At 73.1% G+C, this 22,020-nt stretch carries 22 protein-coding genes; 13 read left to right on the top strand and 9 right to left on the bottom strand.

The window, feature by feature from the left end:
- Nucleotides 1-11: 11 nt before the first annotated feature.
- The 3 genes from ACA511_RS33220 to ACA511_RS33210 form a co-directional block, all read right to left on the bottom strand.
- The gene (locus ACA511_RS33220) at nt 12-797 is read right to left on the bottom strand and encodes an ATP-binding cassette domain-containing protein (RefSeq protein ID WP_375028641.1); all 786 of its coding nucleotides are present in this window, start codon (nt 795-797) and stop codon (nt 12-14) included.
- A 118-nt stretch (nt 798-915) separates the two neighbouring features.
- On the bottom strand, nt 916-1,998 hold the full coding sequence (locus tag ACA511_RS33215) for a sugar ABC transporter substrate-binding protein (RefSeq protein WP_375028640.1): 1,083 nt from the start codon (nt 1,996-1,998) through the stop codon (nt 916-918).
- A gap of 366 nt (nt 1,999-2,364) precedes the next feature.
- The gene (locus ACA511_RS33210) at nt 2,365-2,658 is read right to left on the bottom strand and encodes a hypothetical protein (RefSeq protein ID WP_375028639.1); all 294 of its coding nucleotides are present in this window, start codon (nt 2,656-2,658) and stop codon (nt 2,365-2,367) included.
- 186 nt (nt 2,659-2,844) lie between these two features.
- Between ACA511_RS33210 and ACA511_RS33205 the strand changes: the two genes are divergently transcribed.
- Together ACA511_RS33205 and ACA511_RS33200 are read left to right on the top strand one after the other, a co-directional pair.
- The gene (locus ACA511_RS33205; protein WP_375028638.1) at nt 2,845-3,600 is read left to right on the top strand and encodes a hypothetical protein; all 756 of its coding nucleotides are present in this window, start codon (nt 2,845-2,847) and stop codon (nt 3,598-3,600) included.
- Nucleotides 3,601-3,654: 54 nt separating this feature from the next.
- A complete protein-coding gene (locus tag ACA511_RS33200; RefSeq protein WP_375028637.1) occupies nt 3,655-6,171 on the top strand; it encodes a M14 family zinc carboxypeptidase in 2,517 nt (838 codons plus the stop codon).
- A 30-nt stretch (nt 6,172-6,201) separates the two neighbouring features.
- Here ACA511_RS33200 and ACA511_RS33195 read toward each other — a convergent pair whose 3' ends face one another.
- Nucleotides 6,202-6,870 (bottom strand): hypothetical protein, encoded by a 669-nt coding sequence (locus ACA511_RS33195; RefSeq protein ID WP_375028636.1) that lies wholly within the window; start codon nt 6,868-6,870, stop codon nt 6,202-6,204.
- A 102-nt stretch (nt 6,871-6,972) separates the two neighbouring features.
- Here ACA511_RS33195 and ACA511_RS33190 point away from each other — a divergent pair, with 102 nt between their 5' ends.
- Both ACA511_RS33190 and ACA511_RS33185 read left to right on the top strand, forming a co-directional pair.
- Entirely contained in the window at nt 6,973-8,043 is a 1,071-nt protein-coding gene (locus ACA511_RS33190) for a hypothetical protein (RefSeq protein WP_375028635.1), read from the top strand.
- A gap of 415 nt (nt 8,044-8,458) precedes the next feature.
- Nucleotides 8,459-9,289, top strand: a complete 831-nt coding sequence (locus ACA511_RS33185) for an SAM-dependent methyltransferase (protein WP_375028634.1) — start codon at nt 8,459-8,461, stop codon at nt 9,287-9,289.
- Here ACA511_RS33185 and ACA511_RS33180 read toward each other — a convergent pair.
- Nucleotides 9,286-9,867: a TetR/AcrR family transcriptional regulator gene (locus ACA511_RS33180; RefSeq protein WP_375028633.1), complete on the bottom strand. Its 582-nt coding sequence runs from the start codon at nt 9,865-9,867 to the stop codon at nt 9,286-9,288. The genes ACA511_RS33185 and ACA511_RS33180 overlap by 4 nt on opposite strands.
- A 54-nt stretch (nt 9,868-9,921) precedes the next feature.
- Here ACA511_RS33180 and ACA511_RS33175 point away from each other — a divergent pair, with 54 nt between their 5' ends.
- Nucleotides 9,922-11,265 (top strand): MFS transporter, encoded by a 1,344-nt coding sequence (locus ACA511_RS33175; RefSeq protein WP_375028632.1) that lies wholly within the window; start codon nt 9,922-9,924, stop codon nt 11,263-11,265.
- Between the two features lie 13 nt (nt 11,266-11,278).
- On the opposite strand, the gene ACA511_RS33170 is transcribed toward ACA511_RS33175, so the two are convergent.
- On the bottom strand, nt 11,279-11,866 hold the full coding sequence (locus ACA511_RS33170) for an HAD family hydrolase (RefSeq protein WP_375028631.1): 588 nt from the start codon (nt 11,864-11,866) through the stop codon (nt 11,279-11,281).
- 127 nt (nt 11,867-11,993) lie between these two features.
- Here ACA511_RS33170 and ACA511_RS33165 point away from each other — a divergent pair, with 127 nt between their 5' ends.
- Complete coding sequence (locus tag ACA511_RS33165) at nt 11,994-12,662, top strand: TetR/AcrR family transcriptional regulator (RefSeq protein ID WP_375028630.1); 669 nt, start codon at nt 11,994-11,996, stop codon at nt 12,660-12,662.
- A gap of 210 nt (nt 12,663-12,872) precedes the next feature.
- Entirely contained in the window at nt 12,873-13,103 is a 231-nt protein-coding gene (locus tag ACA511_RS33160) for a hypothetical protein (protein WP_375028629.1), read from the top strand.
- A gap of 266 nt (nt 13,104-13,369) precedes the next feature.
- Here ACA511_RS33160 and ACA511_RS33155 read toward each other — a convergent pair whose 3' ends face one another.
- Together ACA511_RS33155 and ACA511_RS33150 are read right to left on the bottom strand one after the other, a co-directional pair.
- Nucleotides 13,370-13,669, bottom strand: coding sequence for a Dabb family protein (locus ACA511_RS33155; RefSeq protein ID WP_375028628.1), 300 nt, complete (start codon nt 13,667-13,669; stop codon nt 13,370-13,372).
- 24 nt (nt 13,670-13,693) lie between these two features.
- Nucleotides 13,694-14,149, bottom strand: a complete 456-nt coding sequence (locus ACA511_RS33150; RefSeq protein WP_375028627.1) for a flavodoxin family protein — start codon at nt 14,147-14,149, stop codon at nt 13,694-13,696.
- Nucleotides 14,150-14,401: 252 nt separating this feature from the next.
- Here ACA511_RS33150 and ACA511_RS33145 point away from each other — a divergent pair, with 252 nt between their 5' ends.
- The 5 genes from ACA511_RS33145 (at nt 14,402) to ACA511_RS33125 (ending at nt 19,495) form a co-directional block, all read left to right on the top strand.
- Nucleotides 14,402-16,030 carry a bifunctional lysylphosphatidylglycerol flippase/synthetase MprF gene (locus ACA511_RS33145; protein WP_375028626.1) on the top strand — a complete coding sequence of 543 codons (1,629 nt, stop codon included), beginning with the start codon at nt 14,402-14,404 and terminating at the stop codon, nt 16,028-16,030.
- A 68-nt stretch (nt 16,031-16,098) separates the two neighbouring features.
- The gene (locus tag ACA511_RS33140; protein WP_375028625.1) at nt 16,099-17,280 is read left to right on the top strand and encodes a serine hydrolase domain-containing protein; all 1,182 of its coding nucleotides are present in this window, start codon (nt 16,099-16,101) and stop codon (nt 17,278-17,280) included.
- A gap of 22 nt (nt 17,281-17,302) precedes the next feature.
- Nucleotides 17,303-18,001 carry an endonuclease V gene (locus ACA511_RS33135; protein ID WP_375028624.1) on the top strand — a complete coding sequence of 233 codons (699 nt, stop codon included), beginning with the start codon at nt 17,303-17,305 and terminating at the stop codon, nt 17,999-18,001.
- Between the two features lie 84 nt (nt 18,002-18,085).
- On the top strand, nt 18,086-18,664 hold the full coding sequence (locus ACA511_RS33130) for a TetR/AcrR family transcriptional regulator (RefSeq protein ID WP_375028623.1): 579 nt from the start codon (nt 18,086-18,088) through the stop codon (nt 18,662-18,664).
- A 69-nt stretch (nt 18,665-18,733) separates the two neighbouring features.
- The gene (locus tag ACA511_RS33125; RefSeq protein WP_375028622.1) at nt 18,734-19,495 is read left to right on the top strand and encodes a glucose 1-dehydrogenase; all 762 of its coding nucleotides are present in this window, start codon (nt 18,734-18,736) and stop codon (nt 19,493-19,495) included.
- Nucleotides 19,496-19,552: 57 nt separating this feature from the next.
- On the opposite strand, the gene ACA511_RS33120 is transcribed toward ACA511_RS33125, so the two are convergent.
- Nucleotides 19,553-21,043 carry an amidase gene (locus ACA511_RS33120; RefSeq protein WP_375028621.1) on the bottom strand — a complete coding sequence of 497 codons (1,491 nt, stop codon included), beginning with the start codon at nt 21,041-21,043 and terminating at the stop codon, nt 19,553-19,555.
- Between ACA511_RS33120 and ACA511_RS33115 the strand changes: the two genes are divergently transcribed.
- On the top strand, nt 21,000-21,557 hold the full coding sequence (locus ACA511_RS33115) for a TetR/AcrR family transcriptional regulator (protein ID WP_375028620.1): 558 nt from the start codon (nt 21,000-21,002) through the stop codon (nt 21,555-21,557). The two genes, ACA511_RS33120 and ACA511_RS33115, sit on opposite strands and share 44 nt — an antisense overlap.
- The last annotated feature ends 463 nt before the right edge of the window (nt 21,558-22,020 follow it).

The raw sequence follows: 22,020 nt of genomic DNA, 5'->3' as shown, positions 1-22,020 counted from the left end.
GTGGTCCCCCCTCAGATGCTCTCGGCGGCGGTCGTCGGCGCGAGGCCGAGATCACCGGAACGGCCGGCGGTGATGAGCTCCACGACCTGGCCGTGGGTGACCTCGGAGCGGGCGACGTCCGCGGCGACGCGGCCGAGGTACAGCGCGGTGATGCGGTCGGCGACCTCGAAGACGTCGTTCATGTTGTGCGAGATCAGCACGACGGCGTGGCCGCTGTCGGCGAGGCGCCGGACGAGGCCGAGGACCTGCTCGGTCTGGGCGACGCCGAGCGCGGCGGTGGGCTCGTCCAGGATGACGACCTTGGACTCCCACAGCGCGGCCTTGGCGATGGCGACCGTCTGCCGCTGCCCGCCGGACAGGCTGGACACCTGCTGGCGGACGGACTTCATGGTGCGGACCGACAGCCGGGCCAGCACCTCGCGGGCGGACTCCTCCATCGACGCCTCGTCCAGCACGAGGCCGGAGCGGCGTTCCCGGCCGAGGAACATGTTCTGCACGATGTCGAGGTTGTCGGCGAGGGCGAGGTCCTGGTAGACGACCTCGATGCCGAGGTCGGCCGCGGTGCGCGGCCCGTCGATGGTCACCGGGCGCCCGTCGAACTCGATCTGCCCCGAGTCGAACGGGTGGATGCCGGCGATGCACTTGATCAGGGTCGACTTGCCCGCTCCGTTGTCGCCGACGAGGGCCATGACCTCGCCGAGCCGCAGCGTGAAGTCCACGTCGTGCAGGACGTGGACGGCACCGAAGCTCTTGTTGAGCCCGGTCAGGCGGAGGACGGGGTCTCCGTTTTCAGCCACGTGCTTCCTTCCAGGTTCTGCCGTGCGCCCGTGGCGGGCCCCCTGGCGTCCCGGGTTTCCGGGTATCCGGGACGCCTTCAGCGGTGCGGGGCCCGCCACGAGGTTTCGGCGGGGGTCGTTACTTGACCGTGACGCCGGCGGCCTCGCACTTGGCCACGTACGCCCCCTTGCAGAGGTCGGTCGCCTTGACGGCGCCGTCGTCGACGACCTGCTTGATGTTCTCCTTGGTGATGCCGACCGGGGTCAGCAGCACCGACGGGACGTCGCGCTTGCCCACCGGGTCGTGCTCGGTGGCGGTGGTCGCGCCCTTCTCACCCTTGATCAGGGAGATGGCGAGCTTGACGGCGGCGTCCGCCTCCTGCTTGGTCGGCTTGTAGACCGACATGCATTGCGTGCCGTCGAGGATGTTCTGCAGGCCCTGCACGGTGGCGTCCTGGCCGGTGACCGGGACCTTGCCGGACCGCTGGTTCTTCTTCAGGATCGAGATCACCGCGTTGGCGAGGTTGTCGTTCGCGGCGAGCACACCGTCGATCTTGCCGTGCTGCTCGGTCCACATCTGCTCGAACAGCGTGGCGCCCTTCTCGGCCTCCCAGTCGGGGACGGGCTGCTCGGCGACCTTCTTGTAGGTCGTGACCTTGTCGAGGACGTCGTGCGCGCCCTTGGCGAAGAGCGTCGCGTTGTTGTCGGACGGGGCGCCGTTCAGGTAGACGATGTTGGCGTCCTTCTCGCCCAGGCACTTCTGCAGGCCCTCGCCCATCGTGGCGCCGACCTTCACGTTGTCGAAGGAGACGTAGTAGTCGGCGACGCCGCCGAGGGTGAGGCGGTCGTAGTCGATGGTCTTGACGCCCTGCGCCTGCGCCTTGCGCTGCACGGCGGCGGCGGAGTTGGAGTCCAGCCCGGTGACGAGCAGGACGGTGACGCCGCTGGTCAGCATCTGGTCGGCGATGGTCTGGAACCGCTGCGCCGAGCCTTCGGCGTTCTGGATGTCGCTCTGGACGCCGGCCGCCTTGAACGCCTGCTCGAGGTAGGGCCGGTCGAAGTTCTCCCAGCGCGCGGACGAGGCGGTGTCGGGCAGGATCACGCCGACCTTGCCCTTGGCCTCTCCGGAACCGCCGGAGTCGTCGCCGTCGTCCCCGCACGCGGTGAGGCTGAGTGCCGCGGCCGTCGTGAGGGCCATCAGGCTGAGGATCCCCTTGCGCATTGCCCGGGTCCTTTCTGGGGGCGGCCGCCGTGCCGCGGCCGGGGTCTTCTGAACCGGTGAGCGAGATCAGCCGTCCACCGGGGGGTGAATGTTGTGTCCCGCAACTTATGTCGCACTTGTCCGTCGCGCCAGACCTGACGGCATGTTGATTTGTTGTCGGCGGTAACAATCACGTAACACGAGATCAACATGGGTGGAACACGGCGTGGCGGCGGTCCGGGACGCGGGCGCGCGGCGGTGGCCGGGAACGGACCCGCTCCCGGCCACGGCGGCGGAAATGTTCCGCGGCTCAACATTCACCGTGACCCAGGTCACGGCGCGCTTCACCCCGGGGGCGGCCGTCAGGCGGGCGCCCGGGGGCGGCGGTCAGGCGGAAAGGACGAGGGCCACCCGGTCGGCGGCGGCGGCGACGTCGGCGGCGGGCGCGATGCGCTCCGCCCACGACCACCAGTACCACCAGCCGTCCGCGCCCTGCTCCGCGAGGATGTTCTCGGTGAGGGCGGCGGCGTCCGGATTCATCACGTGCAGGCTCGGCGACTGCCCGCGGGGCAGCGTGAGGCGCACCCGGAGGCCGCGCTTGACCAGCTCGCCACCGAGTTCTTCCAGATATTCGATCCGCGTCTTCGACGGCGCGGCCGTTCCCGTATCGTCAGGCGTCATCCTTGTTCCCTCACGGACTCCGCGCGGCCCGACGTGCTCTCACCCTCCCGCTTCACCGGCCGGGGTGCAAGCACCGCGGCTGGTCAGCGCGGGGGCGGCGCCGGCGCGGCCGGCGACCGGGGGGTGCGGACGGCCCGCGTTTCGGAGGTCCACGGGACCCTATCCGGGATATCTTGCGCGTAACACATGAACAGGAACATGGGGGCGAAGATGACGGTGGGCGCGGGCCCCGGTCCAGGATCCGACCCGGACGCCACGCCGGCCCTCGGCGTCGCGCCGCAGGCGACGCCCGGCCAGGCGCAGAGCCCGGCGGCGGGCCAGGCACAGAGCCCGGCGGCGGAGCAGGCGCAGAGCCCGGCGCCGGGGGCGGTCCCCGGCCCGGTGCAGGGCGGCGGACGGACGTCTCCGAGTACGCGGACGTGGCACCGGTTCCACTACGCGGTCGGCGTGTTCATCGTCGCGTACGGCGTGACGGGCCTGGTCAGCGCGGTCGTGCTGTGGGGCGACCGGCAGGAGGAGATCGAGGGCTACTTCGGGTCCGGCCCGGCGGCGGGCGTCCTGGTCTTCGCCAAGGCGGTCGAGGCGCTGCTCGTCCTCAGCGCGGTGGCGGGCGTCGTGCTCCGCCGCGACGTGCTGTTCGTGCCGCCGCTCGCGGGCTGGATGGCCGGGTTCGCGATGTTCGCCGTCCTGGACGTGTTCAAGGGCCGGTGGGGCGGCCTGGTCGAGCACCTGCTCTACCTGGCGGCGTTCGTGGTGCTGCTGTTCCTGTCCTACGGGTTCAGCGCGAAGGCCCAGCTCGCCGGCGCGCGCAGGGAGGCCGAGCCCGGCTCGTCCCCGGTCGGGCCGCACGGGCTGACCCGCACGCAGGAGTTCGCGCTCCAGGCGATCAACCGGGCCGTCGCGCTGACCGGGCCGCGCCCGCGCCCCGAAAGGCGCGACTGATCTTGGCAGATGTTGCCATTGGTGCGGCCTCCGCCCGATGTCACGTTGTGCCTCATGAGAGCGCGAGAACTGGCGTTGCCGGTGGTCCTGGCGGCGTCCCTGGCCGTGCCCGCGTCGCTCGCGGCGCCCGCGTCGGCGCGGCCCGCCGCGCCCGCGGCCGCCTGTGACCCCACCGGGACCGCACCGGTCTACCGGGGGAGGGTCCCCTCCCCCGGGCAGGTCCTCGGCTTCGAGCTCGGCGAGCGGCCGGTCAGCGCCGCCGAATCCGACGGCTACCTGGAGGCGGTCGCCGCGAAGAGCGAGCGGGTCGTGTCCGGAACGCTGGCCACCACCGCGCAGGGGCGCCCGCTCAAGTACGCGATCGCCGGGCGGCCCGCGCTGATGTCCAGGGCGGGGCTCGCCGAGGTGCGGCGGGAGGCCGGGTTGCTGCGCGACCCCCGCACGCCGGAGGCGCTCGCGCGGCGGATCACCGAGCGCGGCGTCCCGATCCTGTGGATCAGCGGCAACGTCCACGGCGACGAGCCGAGCGGCACGGACGCGGCGCTGCGGGTGCTCCGCGACCTCGGCGACCGGACCGACTGCGCCGCCGCCGCGATCATCGAGAACGCGCTCGTCGTCGTCCTGCCGACGCAGAACCCGGACGGGCGCGAGCTGAACACCCGCCAGAACGCCTACGGGTTCGACATGAACCGCGACTGGTTCGCGCGCACCCAGCCGGAGACGGACGGCAAGCTGGCGATGCTGAACGCGTACCCGCCGGCGCTCTACATCGACGCGCACGAGATGGGCGGGACGTCCTACTTCTTCCCGCCGAACGCCGACCCGATCTACCACGAGACGCCCGAGCAGGCCGTTGGCTGGATCAACGACCTGTACGGCGCGGCGATGGCCGCCGAGTTCACCCGGCAGGGCATCGACTTCTTCAACCGCGACGTCTACGACCTCTTCTACCAGGGGTACGGGGACACGGTCCCGACCAGCGCGTTCCACGCCGCCGGGATGACGTACGAGAAGGGCGACGGCAGCCCGTACCCGGAGCGGGTGAAGGAGCAGTACCTCACCCAGTGGGTGTCGCTGTCGGCGGCGGCCCGCGAGCGGCGCCGCGTCCTCACCGAGTGGCGCCAGATGACCGTGGACGCCTACGCGCAGGGCAAGGCGGGGGAACTGGAGCCCAACCAGATCTACAACCCGCCGAACCAGATCGACCGGCCGGTGCCCGACCGGAAGGTGCGGAGCTACTTCCTGCGGGACGACGACCCGGCCAAGCGCGCCGAGGCCCGGCTGATCGTGCGGCGGCTGCAGCGCATGGGCGTGCGCGTCCAGAGGCTCGCCCGGCCGCTGCACGTCCCGGACTTCAAGGCGTACGGGCGCGCCGAGGCCGCGGCGACGCTGCCCGCCGGCACGTACTGGATCTCGATGGCCCAGGGCCAGAAGCACTGGATCCAGGCCATGCTGAACGAGGACTCCTACACGCCGTTCCCGTACTTCTACGACGTGACGGCGTGGAGCCTGCCGCTGCTCGGGAACGTGTCCGGGGGCTCGTCCGGGGCCGTCCTGCGCCCGCGGGCCGTGCCGGTGCCGGCGCTGCCGGCGCCGCGCCCGGGGCATGCCGGGAAGGCGCCGAAGCTCGGCGTCCTGCAGCTGTCGTCGACGTCGTCGGCGGCGCGGCAGTCGGCCGGCTGGCTGCGGCACCGCCTCGACCGCGACTGGAGGCTGCCGTTCACCCCGCTCACCCCGGCGGACGTCGCGGCGGGCAAGCTCGACGGCGTCGAGGTCCTCGTCACGCCGGACGGCCCCGCGCAGTCCGCCTACACCGCGCTCGGGGACGCCGGGCGGGCCGCGCTCCAGCAGTGGGCGCGGGACGGCGGCCGCTACGTCGGCTGGCAGGGCGGCGCGCAGCTCGCCGCGCGGCTCGGCCTGACGACCGCGACGCTGACGGAGCCGACGTCCGACATTCCCGGCACGCTGTTCCGGGTGCGGGTCGACGGGGCGAGCCCGCTGGCGGCGGGCGTCGGCGCGACGGCGTGGAACTTCACGTCCTACGACCTGGTGATGAACGCCTCCAGCGGCGTCGCCGTGTCGTACCCGGAGTCCGGCTCGCCCGACTGGTTCGTGTCCGGGTTCGAGCGGGGCGCGTCCGAGCTGGGCGGCACCGCGGCGGTCGTGGACCAGCCCGTCGGGAAGGGACGTTCCGTGCTGTTCGCGGCCGAGCCGAACTTCCGCGCGTTCAGCGACGGCACGGCGAAGCTGCTCTCCAACGCGATCCTCGGCCCCGACCCGGCGCCTGCCCCGGCGCCGCGGGGGACGGCGAAGGCGGCGCGGGAGGCGGCGGAACTGCCGTCGTACGAGTCGCCGATCCGCGTGTCGGTGCGGGCGGCGGACGCCGCGAGGACCGCGTCCGTGCTGCGGTCGGCCGGCGCGACGTGGGCCGAGTCCCGCTCCGGCGGGGTCGTCCGCTACGTGATCGACAACCCGCGCGGCCTGCCGGTGGACCACCACCCGTTCGCCGGGCGCCTGCCGTCCCTGATCCGGGAGGCCGGCATCGCGCCGGTCGCCGTCACCCTGCCCTGACCGTCCGCGCGGCGTGCCGGCGCGCCGCCCTTATTTACGGACGATCCACGCGATCGCGGTCATCGTGCCGGGCGTGACCTCGGTGAACCCGCCGTCGCGCACGGCCACGGCCGCCCTCCGCACGGACTCGCTCCACGGGACGTCCCTGACCAGGCGCACCGGAGCACCCGCATCGACCCATGCCGCCACGTCCTTGCGACGGCCCTGGCGGAGGAGCATCTGGGCGGCGTGCCCGCACTGTGCGGCGGCCTTCCCGGTCGTGATCGTCACGTCCGGGTTGAGGCCGATGGCCGCGTACGGGGGTTCGGGCGGCGGCCCGGCCTCCTCGGTCTCGGCGAGATCGAGGCCCGCGACCTGGAGCTTGGCGAGCTGGGGCGGGACGTCCGACACGGGTCCGGGCGGGAAGGCCCGCACCTGCGCGCCCGCGTGCTCGACGGTCACGCCGGGCAGCGCCAGCACCTCCGGCCACCGCACGCCCCGCGCCCGCCTCGTCACCTTCCGTATGCGCCGCGACTCCCACTCGCGGACGGCCTCCCGCCACTCCCCCTCGACGGCGCGCGGGTCGGTGAGCAGCCGGACGACCGCGGTCGCCGCCGCCTCGCAGACCGTGCCGTGACCCGGCGGAGCGGCCTTCTCGGCGCGTACCACCAGTTGCATCGCCCAGGGCGGATCATCGAGGGGGTCGTAGTCAGGTCGCACCCGAGGAGTATTCCAAAACCCGATCCGGCTTTTCCCGGGCGGATGCGGGGTAATGCAACTCTTACCGACCCCCGGACGTCGTTCAGGGAGGGGAGGCCGCCGGTGACCAGTGGCGCGTGGAGTGATCGCATACCGGGCGTCGGCACGTACTTCGTCGGTATCGACGTCGCCCCCGGCCGCTACCGATGCGACGAGGGCAAGGGCGGCTGGTGGGTGCGCTTCACCGGTCCGGGCGGCGGCGACCCCGTCGGCTCGTGGCCGCTGCCCCCCGGTCCGACCGAGATCGAGATCGCCCGCACCGACTTCGCGTTCGAGACCCACGTCTCCACGTCCTGGCGCCGGATCGCGCCGCCGCGCGCCCCCGAGGACGGCTCCCCCGCCGAACCGCGCCCGGTCGCCGACCCGACCCTCCGCGCCGAGCTCGACACGATCGTCGGACGCCGCCGCCCGCTGCTCTGGCTCGCGCCGCTGACGGTGCTCGCCCTCGGCCTGGTCGGCTCCCCGCTGCTCGGCTCGCTCTGGCTGATCGGCCTCGGCATGCTCGCCGTGCTGGTCGCGCTCGGCACCCCGTCGGTCTCCCTCGACCTGCGCCGCGCCCGCGAGCTGGAGCAGCGCCGCGACCGCTACCTCACCCCCGAGGACCTCGACGGCGAGGGCCGCGCGCTGCTGGCCCGCGTCCAGGCGGCGGTCGACACCGTCCGCGACTCCGCCGTCAACCGCGAGGGTCTGCTGGACGCGGTCGACAACGCGGTCACGCTCCCCCGCCAGGAATGGGAGATCGCCCAGGTCCTCGCCAAGCAGTCGAAGCTGCGCGCCGACCAGGCGGAGATGGCCGGCGAGGCGACGCTTCCCGAGGTGGAGGCCGCCCTCCGCCCGCTGCGCGACAAGCTGGACATCTCAGTCGAGGCGGTGACGCGCCGCGTGGCGGCCCTGGAACGCTACGCCGAACGCGCCAAGGCGGCCGACGCGGTCCTGCACGCTCAGCGCCACCTGGAGTCGATCGCCGAGAAGGCCCACGAGTACGACGAACTGCTCGCCGACACCGTCCGCGACGACCTGGCGCTCCCCGCGATCGAGCGCCTCACCGAACAGGGCGACGAACTCCTGCGCACCCTCCGCGACCGCCTGGCCAAGGCCGCCGAAGCAGCCACCGAACTCCCACCCCCGCACTGACCGACGTCAGATCCTTCCGGCCCGGCTCGACCTGCTCGTCGACAGATCTTCTCGATGTTCCAGAACAGCCAATGGCGCGGACCGACGAAGTCGGTGAGCGAGGCGGATACCTCGACCGCCTTGGGCGTGGGCTCCGCCATGGTAGGGGCCACCAATTTGTCGGCGGGTGATGCCGACATGGGTCACCGCATGAAGCAGAGTTCGTCCTTGGGATAGGTCTGATCGATTTTTCGGCGGTCTTCTCCGTCGTCCGATACATGTCGGGTCTCCGCGGCCTGTTCTGGGGGCTGTGGCCGTATGCGGCCAAGCCACGGAGGGGAATCGGAGTCGTTCCGCGGTCGGATGACAGCCATAGGCACAGCGGGTTTAGGGTGATGTGCGGAAGTTTTTCTAAATCTGCGGGAAGGTGCCCAGGATGGACGACGGAGCAGCCCAGCCGAGTCCTGTCATCGACAAGACGCGGCCGCACCAGGCGCGCTTGTGGAATCACTGGCTCGGCGGCAAGGACACCTATGCGGTCGACCGGGAGGTCGGGGACCGGATCGCGGCCGTGTATCCGGAGATCGCGGACGTGGCGCGGCAGTCGCGGGCGTTCCTGATCCGCGTCGTGCATTTCATGACCGGCCAGGGCATCAGGCAGTTCCTCGACATCGGGACCGGGCTGCCCGCCGTCGACAACACCCACGAGGTCGCGCAGCGCGACGTCCGGGACTCGCGGGTCGTGTACGTCGACAACGATCCGCTGGTCGTGGCGCATGCAAGGGCGCTGCTGAAGAGCGTCCCGGACGGAACGTGCTCCTACATCGAGGCCGACATCCGCGAACCGGAGGCGATCATCGAGGAGGCCGCGTCCGTCATCGACTTCACCGAGCCCGTGGGGCTGCTGCTGCTCGGCGTCGTCGGGAACATCGCCGACGAGGACGACCCGCCCGGCATCGTCCGGCGGCTCGTGGACGCGCTCCCGTCCGGCAGCCACGTGGCCGTCAACGACGGGACGAACGTCCTGGGCGTGGACGAGTGGACGCCCGCCGAGGCCACCGCCCGGGGCGAGGCGCTCCGGCTGTGCGCGGAGGCGGGCACCGTCCCGTACCACGCGCGCACCCCCGAGTACATCGAGGCGCTGTTCGAGGGCCTGGAGCTGGTCGAGCCCGGCGTCGCGTCGACGCCGCTGTGGCGGCCCGACTTCCCGCAGGTCGGCGACCCCCGCCCCATCGACTCCTTCGGCGGCGTCGCCCGCAAGCCTTAGCGGGGGAGGATCTCGTCCAGGTGGCGGCGGAGGATGTCCATGGCGGAATCCGGGGTACGCCGGCCCACCAGGACGCTCGTGCCGAGGCCGTGCGCCAGGGCGAGCAGCCGCGCCGCCTCGCGTGCCGGGTCGCCGGGCGCACGCGCCTCGGCGAGGACCTGGGCGAGCTGCCGCTCAAGGCGGTCGGGGCCCTCCACGAAGGGCTGCGCCGCCAGCGACGGATCGGTCAGCGCCAGGACGGCGTAGGACGTCCATACCTGGTGGAAGGCGCGGCTCTCCGGGTCGGTCGGGAGCGCCTCGGCGAGCAGCGCCTCCACGGTCTCGCGCGGCGACGGGTCGTCCAGCCCCGCCAGGCGCGCCGCCCACCGTTCGCGGCTCTGCCGTTCGAGCCGCTCCAGCGCCGCGTTCATGAGCCGCGCCTTGCTCTCGAAGTAGTACTGGACGAGCCGTAGCGACACCCCGGCCTCCGCCGCCACCGACCGCATGGTGACGGCGTGCAGGCCGTCGCGCGCGGCGGCGCGGACCAGCCCGTCGATGATCTGCGCGCGCCGCGCGTCGTGGTCGGCGGTTCTCGGCACGCCCCTATGGTACCGATGTATCATAATGATACGGACGTACCATCGAGGAGCCTCATGACACCGCGGCACCGTGCCCTGCTCACGCTGGCGTGCGCCGCGCAGTTCATGGTCGTGCTGGACGTGTCGATCGTGAACGTGGCGCTGCCGTCCATCCAGGCCGACCTGCGCGTCTCCCCCGCCGGCCTCCAGTGGGTCGTCAACGCCTACGCCCTGCCGTTCGCGGGCCTGCTCCTGCTCGGCGGGCGGCTCGCCGACGTCTGCGGGCTGCGCCGCGTCTTCGTCCTCGGCCTGGCCCTGTTCACGCTGGCGAGCCTGGCCGGCGGGCTCGCCGGAGCGCAGGGCCCGCTCATCGCCGCGCGCGCCTTCCAGGGCCTCGGCGCCGCCCTCCTCGCGCCGGCCACGCTGACCGTCCTCACCACCGCGTTCGCCGAGGACGTCCGGCCCCGCGCGCTCGCCGCCTGGACGGCCGTCGGGCTCGCCGGCGGGACGGCCGGCAACCTCGCCGGCGGCGTCCTCACCGAGGCGCTGTCGTGGCGGTGGATCCTGCTGGTCAACGTGCCGGTCGGCGCCCTCGCGCTGCTCTGCTCCGGCCTGCTGCCGGACGGGAGGGGCGAGCGGCGGCGGCTGGACGTTCCGGGAGCCGTCCTCGCCACGGCCGGGGTGGCGTCCCTCACCTACGGCGTCACCCGCGGCTGGAACGCACCCGCCCTGGCCGGCGGCGCCGCCGCCCTGGCGGCGTTCACCGTCCTGCAGTCGCGGGCCCGGCATCCGCTGCTCCCGCTGCGGCTGCTGCGGATCCGCACGGTCGCGGCCGGGAACGCGGCGATGCTGCTCGCCGGGGCCTGCCTGAACCCGATGTGGTTCTTCCTGGCCCTGTCCATGCGGAACGTCCTGCATCTCAGCGCCCTGCAGACGGGCCTCGGCTTCCTCCCGCACACCCTGCTGACCATGGCCGTCGTCCTGCGCGTCACGCCCCGGCTGATGAAGCGCGCGGCCGACCGCACCCTGATCGCCGCCGGGGCGCTGATCGCCGCGGCGGGCTTCCTGTGGCAGAGCCGGCTGTCCCCGGGCGGCGCCTACCTGCCGGACGTCCTCGGCCCCGCGATCCTCATCTCGGCGGGCGGCGGGCTGCTCGGCACCCCGCTCACCGCCGCCGTCACCTCCGGCGTCCCGCCCGGGGACGCCGGCGCCGCGTCCGGCCTGATGAACACCGCGAAACAGATGGGCGCCGCGCTGGGCCTCGCCGTGCTGGCGACCGTCGCCGTCGACTACTCCGACGCCTTCCTCGCCATGGCGGCCCTGCTGATCGCGACCGCCGCCACCGCCCGCGCCCTTCTCCCCGCACGACCCGGCCGAGACCGGGTTCGTCCCGCACCCGCGCGGCACCCCTCCGCCTGACGAGATGACCGCGCTAGCCGGTCAGGGCGCGGACCTGGGCGGGGCCGGTGAAGAGCTCGGCGCGCATGCCGGCTTCGCGGGCGGCGCGGACGTTGCGTTCGGCGTCGTCGAAGAAGAGGACGTCGGCGGGCCGGACGCCGAGGCGCTCGGCGCAGATCTCGTAGGCGCGCGGATCGGGCTTGGCGACGCCGATCCGGCAGGAGTAGACGAGCGCGTCGAAGCGGTCGAGCAGGGCGCCGTGCCGGGCCTCGAAGCGGGGCACGAGGTCGCCGATGATGTTGGAGAGCAGCCCGAGCGTGCGTCCCGCGTCGGCCAGTTCGCCGACGAGGTCGGCCATCTCGCCGTCCACGTCCGTCCAGCTTTCGAGGTCGGCCTCGATCAGCGCGGGGACGTCGGGGAACGCGGCGCCGAGCCGGGCGGCGACGTCCGCCCAGTAGGAGGCGCTCTCCTGACCGGCGTCGTAGGCGGGACGGCAGGCCCAGTAGGCGTCCCAGAACGCGGGGCCGGACGCCCCGGCGATCCCCTCGATCCGCCGGATCGCCTCCGGCGTCTGAGTGCGGGCGATCACTCCGTACAAGTCGAACACGATCACATCGGGCATGGTCCCGAGCCTATGCGGCGCGCGCGAGATACCTCGTGCACAGACGTAGCAAGCGCTTGGTATTGGCCGTAGCCTGGGGCGGCGGCCGAATCGAGCAAGCGGTTGGGCGGCACGGCATAATGAGAGGGTGACGACCACGAGCGCTAAGTCCGGAGGATCCCGAACCCGTGCCGCGGGCGACGGCGGCCCCCGCCGCCGGGGCAGGGGCTCACCGGCCCTGGCGTCGGAACGGCGCGAGCACCTGGTCAGGCTGGCGGCCGAACTCTTCGCGGAGAAGGGCTTCCAGGCCACCACGGTCCGCAACATCGCCGACGAGGCGGGCATCCTGTCCGGCAGCCTCTACCACCACTTCGACTCCAAGGAGTCGATCGTGGACGAGATCCTGGCCGGCTTCTTCACCGAGATCATGGCGTCGTACCAGGCGGTGATCGCCGAGGGCCGCAACCCGCGCGACACGATCGCCGGGCTCGTCCGGGTCGCGTTCGGCACCCTGGAGCCGCACCGGGCCGCCATCACGGTGATGCAGAACGACTGGAACTACCTCAAGGGCATGGACCGGTTCGCCTACCTGATCAAGTCCGAGGACGAGGTCGAGAAGATGTGGGTGGACACGCTCCAGGCGGGCCAGGAGGACGGCTTCTTCCGCCACGACCTCGACCCGAAACTGACCTACCGGATGATCCGCGACACCGTGTGGGTGGCCGTCCGCTGGTTCCGGCCGGGCGGCCGGCTGAACGCCCAGGGCCTGGCGGAGCACTACCTCAAGGTCATGTTCGACGGCATCAACCTGCACTAGCCCTTCGCGCCGGCCCCCTCCGGAGGCCGTGAACACGGCGGACGGGCTCGTCCGCCCCTCCGAACGCCTCCGTTCGAGTACATCCGGCGCGGATCCCACTGTGAGCGGTCCCAAACCCCCATAGTGTGCTTAGTCACAAATGTCCAGGAGGGGTGACGCATTGGCCCGTGGGGACGCTGTTACTGGAGAGATCTACGGGGGGAGGGCGACATGACGGCTCATGGGGACGCCGCCGGTCGTGAGGAGCCCACGCCCGCCGCCATGCGCGCCGCCACGGCGCGCGGCCTTCAGCAGCAGTTTCCGGGCGTGCGCGTCTGGTACGGCGTGGCGACCGGGTCGTGGTGGGCGATGGTGCCGCTGCGGAGCGGTCCGCGGCTGCTGGAGGCCCCGTCGCCGCAGCAGCTCCGCGACGAGATCATGAGCCTGCGGAACCGGGGCTGACCACCCGGGCGGCGAGGCCCGCGGCGTCGGACGGCCGACGGACGTCCAGGCCCGGCCGGTCGTGATCCGCAGTGGCGGCGGGTCGCCCGCGGGCGTGCGTCCGGCGGGTCGGGCTCCCGTTCATCGCGGCACGCCGGCGGGTTCCGGAGGCGGTCGACGTATGCCGCCCGCCGGGGACGGGGCGCGATCCGTCCCCAGCGGGCGTCTCTGGTGAAACTAACCCGAAAAGCGTTCGGACACAAGCGCTTGCTCGGTTTTCTTCGCCCTCACGTCTCGTACTGGATCGCGGCGCGCTCCGCCGCGATCGGCGCGATGTAGTCGCCGACGACCGCGCGGTGCGCGGGATGGTCGCGGTAGACGAGGTAGGCGTCGCGGTCGGCGAAGTCCGCGACGATCACGAACTCGTAGGCGCCGGGGGTCACCCCGGCGTCCACCCCGATGCTGTACGCCCCGATCTCGGGGATGGCGCCGGGCAGTTCGCCCAGCCTCTCCGCGACCTCGTCCTGCTGGCCGGTCGTCGTCCCCTCGGCCCACCTGAACATCGCCACATGGCGGAAACCACTCATGCGGGCAAACTACCGGCCGCCCGCTCAGACGCCGCCGAGTTCCGCCGCGGTGACCGCGCCGAGCTCCCAGCACGCCTCCAGGTCGGCCTTGCCCGGCTCGCCGACCACCACGACCGGCGGCTGGACGGCCTTCCACTTCAGCCCCGTCGTGATGGAGTCGAGCGCGCGCAGGGCGCCGGTGGCGTCGTTGTTGCCGTGCAGGAAGGCCCCGAACGGGCGGCGCACGGTCTCCTCCAGGCACGGATAGTAGATCTGGTCGAAGAAGTGCTTGAGCGCACCGGAGAGGTAGCCGAGGTTGACCGGGGAGCCGAGCAGGTAGCCGTCCGCCTCCAGGACGTCCACGGCGGACGCCGTCAGCGCCGGCCGGGACACGACCTCCACGCCCTCGATCTCGTCGGTGGACGCGCCCGCGCGCACCGCCTCGAACATCGCCTGGACGGACGGGGACGGCGTGTGATGGACGAGCAGGAGCCTCTTCATCACCCCGAGGCTAGCGGTGTCGCCCGCGCGTGGCCGGGTATGGCCGTGCGGGACGGTTCGGCGCTGCCCGCGTCGGCGTCCCAGGGTCCCGAACGGCGCGCGACGTGGGCGAACAGCCGTTCCCGGCCCGCGATTTCGGCCGTACGGTGTCCTTGGGAGGCATATCGAACGCCCGGCCGGGGGAATGAGTTCCAAAGGATCTTGGTTGGGGACTCAGCGGAGGTGTCCTTCGTGCAACCAGGGAAACCGGCCGTGCACTCGACCGCACGGCCCGTCCGGCCGCTCGCGCTGGCCACCGCGCTCGTCGCCGTGCTCATCGCGGTGCCGGCGCTGTCCGGCTCCCCCCACTGGCTCGGCCGGCTGTCCCGGCTCGTCACCGGCAGCCCGCTCGCCCCCGCGCACGCCGTCGCCCTCGGCCTGGCGCTCGCGCTCGTCGCCCGCGGCGTGCTGCTGCTGCGCCGCGCCGCCTGGTACGGCCTCGTCGCGCTGATCGTGCTCGGCCTGCTCGCCGTCGTCACCGGCGAGGACGCGCTGTGGCGGCTGCCGATACTCGGCGCCGTCCTCGGCGGGCTGTGGCTGGAGCGCGACCGGTTCCCGGTGCGCCCGCACCCCGAGCGCGTCCGCACGGCGGTGAAGACCGGCGCGCTGCTGGTGGTGGCCGCGGTCGCCGGCTCGCTGCTGTTCGGCGGCGTGTCCGTCCGGTCGGTCGGCGACGTCGCCGCCGGCCTCGGCTCCACCGGCGCGCCGCTGGACGGCGCGTCCTGGCTGCCCGGCGTGCTCGGCCTCGCCGGCGCGGCCGGGCTGCTCGTCCTCGTCATCACGCTGCTCGCGCCCGACCCGGCGCCGCCGCCCGGCGACGAGGCGGAGCGCCGCCGCGTCGCGGGCCTCGTCGCGCATCCCGGCTCCGACACGCTGGCCCCGTTCACGCTGCGCCGCGACAAGGCGTACGTGTTCAGCGCGGACGGGCGCGCCGCGATCGGCTACCGGGTGGTGTTCGGCGTCGCGGTGGCGGGCGGCGACCCGGTCGGCGACCCCGCCTCGCACACCGGCGCCGTCGACGCGTTCCTCGCGATGTGCCGGACGGCGGGCTGGCGCCCGGCCGTCATCGGCGCGAGCGACGAGCTGCTGCCCGCCTGGGGCCCGTGCCGCACGATCGGGTTCGGCGACGAGGTCGTCGTCCGGCCCGCCGAGTTCACGCTGTCCGGGCGGCGGATGCGCAACGTCCGGCAGGCGGTGAAGCGCACCGAGAACGCGGGCGTCACGTCCCGGATCGTCCCGGAACAGGAACTCACGCCGGCGCTGCGCGCCCAGTTGCTGGACGTCGCGTCCCGCTCCCTCGGCGGCGCGGCCGAGCGCGGCTTCTCCATGAACCTGGACGAGCTGCTCACCGGCTACCACCCGGGAGCGGTCGTCGCGATCGCCTACGGCGAGGACGAGGAGCCCATCGCGTTCCAGCGCTACGTCACCGCCGGCCAGGGCATCAGCCTGGACGCGATGCGCCGCAGCCCCGGCGGGCCCAACGGCGTCAACGAGCGGCTCATCGTCGAGATGATCGAGTACGCGGCCGAGCGCGGGCACGGCGTCGTCTCGCTGAACTTCGCCGCGTTCCGCGACCTGCTGGACAACGCGGAGCGCGGCCTGCTGGAGAAGACCGGCTACCAGGCCCTCCACCTGCTGGACCCCTGGATCGCCGTCGAGTCCCTGTACCTGTTCAACAAGAAGTTCCGGCCGTCCTACAAGCCGCGCAACGTCGCCTTCCGGTCGTGGTCCGACATCGTCCTGCTGGCGGCCGCGCTGCTGACCCTGGAGTTCGGCCGCACCCGCCTGGCCCGGCCGGCGGCCGAACCGCTGACCGAGCCCGTCCACCATCTGGGCCGCTGACCGCGCCCGGCTCCGCGGGGAATCCTAGAACGTGATTCTATGGAGTCCCCGTGGAGAGGAATGCGGCAATGGGCACTGTGCAGGGGCACTGCGATCCGGCGTTCGCCGGCGTCCGCGAGGTGTTCGAGCAGCACTTCGCCGAGGGGCGGGAACTCGGCGCGGCCGTCGCCGTCTACGCGGGCGACCGCAAGGTCGTCGACCTGTGGGGCGGCGTCGCCGACCGCCGCACCGGCCGCGCGTGGCTGCCCGGCACGCCCTGCTTCGGGTTCTCCTGCACCAAGGCGGTCACGGCCACCGCCGCGCTGCTGCTCGCCGAGCGCGGCGCGTACGACGTGGACGGCCCGGTGACCGGCTGGTGGCCGGAGTTCGGCGCCGCGGGCAAGGACGGCGCGACCGCCGCGCACCTCCTGTCGCACCAGGTCGGACTGCCCGCGTTCGAGCGCCCCGTGTCGGCGGAGGAGGCGGCGGACGCGCCCGCGCTCGCCGCGGCGCTGGCCGCGCAGGAGCCGGAGTGGACGCCCGGCGAGGCGCACGGCTACCACGCGCTGACCTACGGCTGGCTGGCCGGCGAGATCGTCCGGCGCCACTCGGGCCGGACGGTCGGCGCGTTCGTCGAGGACGAGTTCGCCCGCGGCCTCGACCTGTGGATCGGCGCCCCGGACGAGGTGATCGAGCGCGCCGCGAAGCTGTCGGCCGGACGGCGCGGCCCGGCCGCCGAGCGGCGCGGCGCGTCCGACTCCCCGAGGACGGCCGACCACGACCTGCTGACCCGCCTCGCCGCCGCCTACGGCGACCCGGACAGCACGATGAACCGGTCGCTCAACAACCCGCATCCGGGCAAGGGCGGCTACAACAACCCGGTCGTGCTGCGCGCCGGATGGCCGTCCGCCGGGATGCTCGCCACCGCGCCCGCCTTCGCCGCCTTCTACCGCGACCTCACGGGGGGCCGGATCCTGCGCCCGGACACGCTGCGGGAGGCGATGCGCCCGCGCGTCAGCGGCCCGGACCGGACGCTGCTCATCGACAGCGCGTTCGGGCTCGGCTTCATGCGCCCGGCCCAGACGTACTTCGTCCCGGCCGCCGGACGGGAGACGGCGTTCGGGCACACCGGCGCGGGCGGGTCCATCGGCCTCGGCGACCCCGACGCCGGGCTCGCGCTCGCCTACCTGCCCAACCTGATGGGCGACGCGGCGACCGGCGACGTGCGCGCCTACCGCCTGGTCCAGGCCGCCTACGCGTCGCTGTCCTGAGCGGGCGGGTAGCGTCCCGGGCATGGTGATCCGGGAACTGCACGGCCCGCCGGCCACGGCGGAGGAGGCGGAGGCGATCCAGGAGCGGCTGCGCCCGCTGCTCGAACTGGACGTCCCCGGGCCGGCCGCACCGCGCACGGTCGCCGGCCTGGACGTCTCCTACGCGGGCGACGGCGGCGGAACCGGGACGCGGCTGGCCGCCGCCGCGGTCGTCCTGGACGCCGCGACGCTGGAGGTGCTGGAGGAGTCGGTGGCCGTCGGCACGGCCGCGTTCCCGTACGTCCCGGGCCTGTTCGCGTTCCGCGAACTGCCGACGCTGCTCGACGCGCTCCGCGGCCTGACGACGACGCCCGACCTGCTGGTCTGCGACGGGTTCGGGGTCGCGCATCCCCGGCGGTTCGGGCTCGCCTGCCACCTCGGCGTCCTGACCGGCCTGCCGGCCGTCGGCGTCGGGAAGACCGCGTTCGTCGGCGCGTACGAGCAGCCGGGCGCGCGGCGCGGCGACGCGAGCCCCCTGCTGGACGGCGGCGAGGTCGTGGGGCGCGTGCTCCGCACCCGGGACGGCGTGAAGCCGGTGTTCGTGTCCGTCGGGCACCGCATCGATCTCGACACGGCCTGCCGGAACGTCCTCGCCCTCACGCCCGCGTACCGGCTGCCGGAGACGACGCGCCGCGCCGACCGGCTCTCGCGGGACGCCCTGGCGTCCCACGCGGCCGGGTAGCGCTCGTCCACCGGATGATGGCAGGCTCGTCCCGAACCAGGCGGCGACCACCGCAGGTCATCCCGCTACCGCTGGACGGTGCCCATGGACACTCGCCCGATGCGGGCCGACGCCCGCCGCAACTACGAGCGGCTCATCACGACCGCCCGCACCGCCTTCATGGAACACGGCACGGGGGCGTCCCTCGACGACATCGCCAAGCGCGCGGGCGTCGGGTCCGGGACGCTCTACCGGCACTTCCCGACCCGTGACGCCCTGCTGCACGCCGTCCTGCGGGAGCGCATCGACGGGCTCCTCGCGCACGCCCGCGAGCTGCTGGCCGAGACCGGCCCGCCGGACGCGGAGGCCGCGCTCGGCCGCTGGCTCCGCACCTACCTCACCGGCGCGGCGACCCCGCGCGGCACGTCCACCGTGATCATCGAGGCGATGTCGGCGGAGTGGGCCGACACCGGCCTCGGCGCCGCGGCGGCGGCGATCTGCGACGCGCTCGGCCGGCTGCTGGACCGGGCGCAGCGGGCCGGGGCGATCCGCGCCGAGATCGACCCGGGCGACCTGCTCCGGCTCACCAACGCGATCGGCGTCGCGTCCGAGCGCACCGCCGACCCCGGCGCGTACGCCGACCGGATGCTGGCGCTGCTCTTCGCCGGCCTGCGCACCGGGTAGGGGCGGCTTGTCCAGTTGACCAAGCGTTCGCTAGGTTTGCGGGACGGCAACGGGCGACGAGGAGCGTTGATGGGGCAGCTAGACGGCAAGGTGGCGCTGATCACCGGTGGTGCGCGCGGGATGGGCAAGTCGCACGTCCGCCGGTTCCTGGACGAGGGCGCCAAGGTCGTGTTCGGCGACGTCCTGGAGGAGGAGGGCGCCAAGCTCGCCGCCGACCTCGGGGACGGCGCCCGCTTCGTCCGGATGGACGTGACGTCGCCGGACGACTGGCAGGCGGCCGTCGAGACCGCGACGACGGCGTTCGGCGCGCTGAACGTCCTCGTCAACAACGCCGGGATCCTCCGGCACAAGTCCATCGAGGACATGTCGGTCGACGAGTTCCGCACGATCCTGGACGTGAACCTGGTCGGCCAGTGGCTCGGCGTGAAGACGGTGACCGCGCCGATGCGGGCGGCGGGCGGCGGCTCGATCGTCAACGTGTCCTCGACCGAGGGGTTCATCGGCGCGTCCGGTCTCGCCGCCTACAGCGCCAGCAAGTTCGGCGTCCGCGGCCTCACCAAGTCCGCCGCCCGGGAGCTCGGCGAGTACGGCATCCGGGTGAACTCCATCCACCCGGGCGGCGTGGTCACCCCGCTCTTCATGCAGGACGACATCATCGCGGCGAAGGCGGACGGCGCCGACGCGTTCATGAAGGCCCTGCCCCTCGGCCGCATGGCGGCGTCCAAGGAGGTCTCGGGCCTGGTCGTCTACCTGGCCTCGGACGACTCGTCCTACTGCACCGGCAGCGAGGTCCTCGTCGACGGGGGCATGCTGACCGGCGCGGGCTACTGAGCGCGACGGGCCGCCGGTACCGGCTCGGACCCCCGCACCGGCGGCCCGCCGCGAGTCTCAGGGACGCCGCTCGACCCACCCCTCGACGGCCTCCAGCTGGGCGGCGAGCGAGATGAGCGTGGCCTCGTCGGAGTCGTGCCCGAGCAGCTGGGCGCCGATCGGCAGGCCGCTCTCGGTGAAGCCGGCCGGCACGTTCACGCCCGGCCACCCCAGCACGTTCCACGTCCACGCGTAGGGGCAGGCCGCGGCGACGCCCGACTGGGTCTTCTGATAGCCGGCCCCGTCGAAGGCCCCGATCCGCAGTGGCGGCTGGGCGGTCGTGGGCGTCATCACCACATCGGCGAACTGGAAGATGCGGCCTGCCTTCCGCCGCAGGTAGGGATCCATCCTCTTCGCCAGCGGCAGCAGCCGCTTCCCCGCGATCCGCCCGATGCGCGCCTCGGCCTCCGTGCGCGGATCGGGCCGCGGGTTCGGCAGGGAGTCCAGCCAGTCCGCGACGCCGGCCGTCCCGCGCGGGATGAGCCCGAGCCCCACCAGCCCGTAGTCGGGATCGGCCGGGAAGACCTTGTGCCCGAGGTCGGTCAGCCTTCTCGCGAGCCGCTCGACCGCCGTCCGGATCTCGGGGTCGAGCTTGCCGCTCACGCCGAAGGCCGTCCTGAAGGAGACGGCGATCCGCAGCCTGCCCGGCTCCCGCTTCGCCGCCTCGGCGAACGGCGTCAGCGGCGGATCGACCTGGTACGCGTCGTCCGGGTGGCTCCCGCTCAGGACGTCGAGCAGCAGGGCGGCGTCGCCGACGCTCCTGGCCAGCGGCCCCCAGACGGTGATCCCGTTGAAGGGGTCGGTCTGCGGATACCCCGAGACCCTCCCCCGCTGCGGCTTGATGCCGACCAGCCCCGTCCACGCCGCCGGGATCCGGATGGACCCGGCGCCGTCCGACCCGACCGCCCCGGCGACCATCCCCGCCGCCACCGCGGCGGCCGACCCGCCCGACGACCCGCCCGGCGTGTACACGGGGTTCCACGGATTCCTCGCGCACCCGTACTCGGCCGACTCGCTGAACGGCCACAACCCGAGCTCGCACGTCGTGGTCTTCCCGACGATCACCGCGCCGGCGGCCCGCAGCCTGCGCACGACCTCCGCGTCCCGCGTCGCCGGCCGGTGGTCCCCCGCGACCGCGAACGGCGTGGTCTCGCCCGCCAGGTCCGTGTCGTCCTTGATGGCGACGGGCACCCCGAGCAGCGGCAGCCGCTCCCCCTCGCCGAGCCGCTTGTCGGCCTCCAGCGCCTCCTGTGCCGCGGACTCGGACCGCACCACCCGGAACGCCCCGAGCGACTCCTTCCGCCCGATGCACTCCAGGCTGTCCTCGACCAGTTCGCTGGACGAGATGTCGCCCCGCGCCAGTGCCTCCGCCTGCCCCGCCAGCCCCAGCACCACACGACCTCCACTATCGTTCGTTCGAACGAACGATACCGAAGCCGCCTGCCCTAGGGAAGACTGTGCAGCAATGAGCGCCCGCGACGAGATCCTCCAGGCCACCCTCCGCCTCATCGGCGAGCGAGGGATAGGCGCCGTGACCAACCGCGCCGTCGCCCGCGCGGCGGGCGTCTCCCTCGGCTCCCTCACCTATCATTTCCCCAGCCAGGAGGACCTTCTCCGCGAGGCCCTGCACACCTTCGTGGAAGAAGAGATAGCCCGCATCACCGATTACTGCACGGCCCTCGCCGATTCCGGCATGGCCCCCGTCCAGGCCCCCGACCAGGTCGAGAAGGCGATCGTCGATTTCACCGACGGCCCGGAGCAGATAGCCAATCTGGAACTGCACCTGCACTCGGCCCGCGACCCGTCCCTCCGCGAAACCTCGAAACGCTCCGTCGCGGCCTACGACCGGCTGGCCGCCGCCGTCCTCAAGGCCCTCGGCATCCCGGACGCCGAACAGCACGCCCCGGCGATCGTCGCCATGCTCTACGGCCTCGCCATCCGCCGCCTCGCCACCGGCGACACCAGCGCCGCCGGCACCGCCGACGCCTTCCGCCTCCTCCTGCTGGGCGCGCTCCCCCGCTGAAAAAGGATTCTGGCCCGCACGGCCCCAGAGCGGGGTTACAAGGCCGTGCGGGCCAGAAACCTGTCTCAATCAGGAACCTCAGTCGGAACCTCAGCCGACGTCCGCTTCGCTCTCCGCCTGTGCACCTCCGCCGTCTCTTCAATCTGACATCCGCAACGCTATGCCGCCGCGTCCCCCAACAGAACGCCCTTAAGACTCACTTAGGGAAGGGCTCACCCACTCTTATTCAGAGCCAATCCGGGACCGTCGGGGGAAGTCGTGCCGAGAAGCGCTCACCTGCGGAAACAGGAAAGGAGAGCGGGGGAGGCATTCGGCGCCGCGGCCGGCGCGCCACCGCACGGCCGCGCCAACGGCGGCGGGCATGGCCTGCCGACTCGATATCCGCGGCACCGCCTCGCGGCCCGTCGTACCGGTCGACTGGGACCGGCACTCCGCGCCGGCGTCCTGCGCGGGACGGGAGGCG

Origin of the sequence: Actinomadura sp. GTD37, from assembly GCF_041951365.1 — a bacterium.
GTDB lineage: Bacteria > Actinomycetota > Actinomycetes > Streptosporangiales > Streptosporangiaceae > Spirillospora.
Note: the sequence above shows the minus strand (reverse complement) of the source record. Positions and strands in the feature narration are given on the sequence as shown.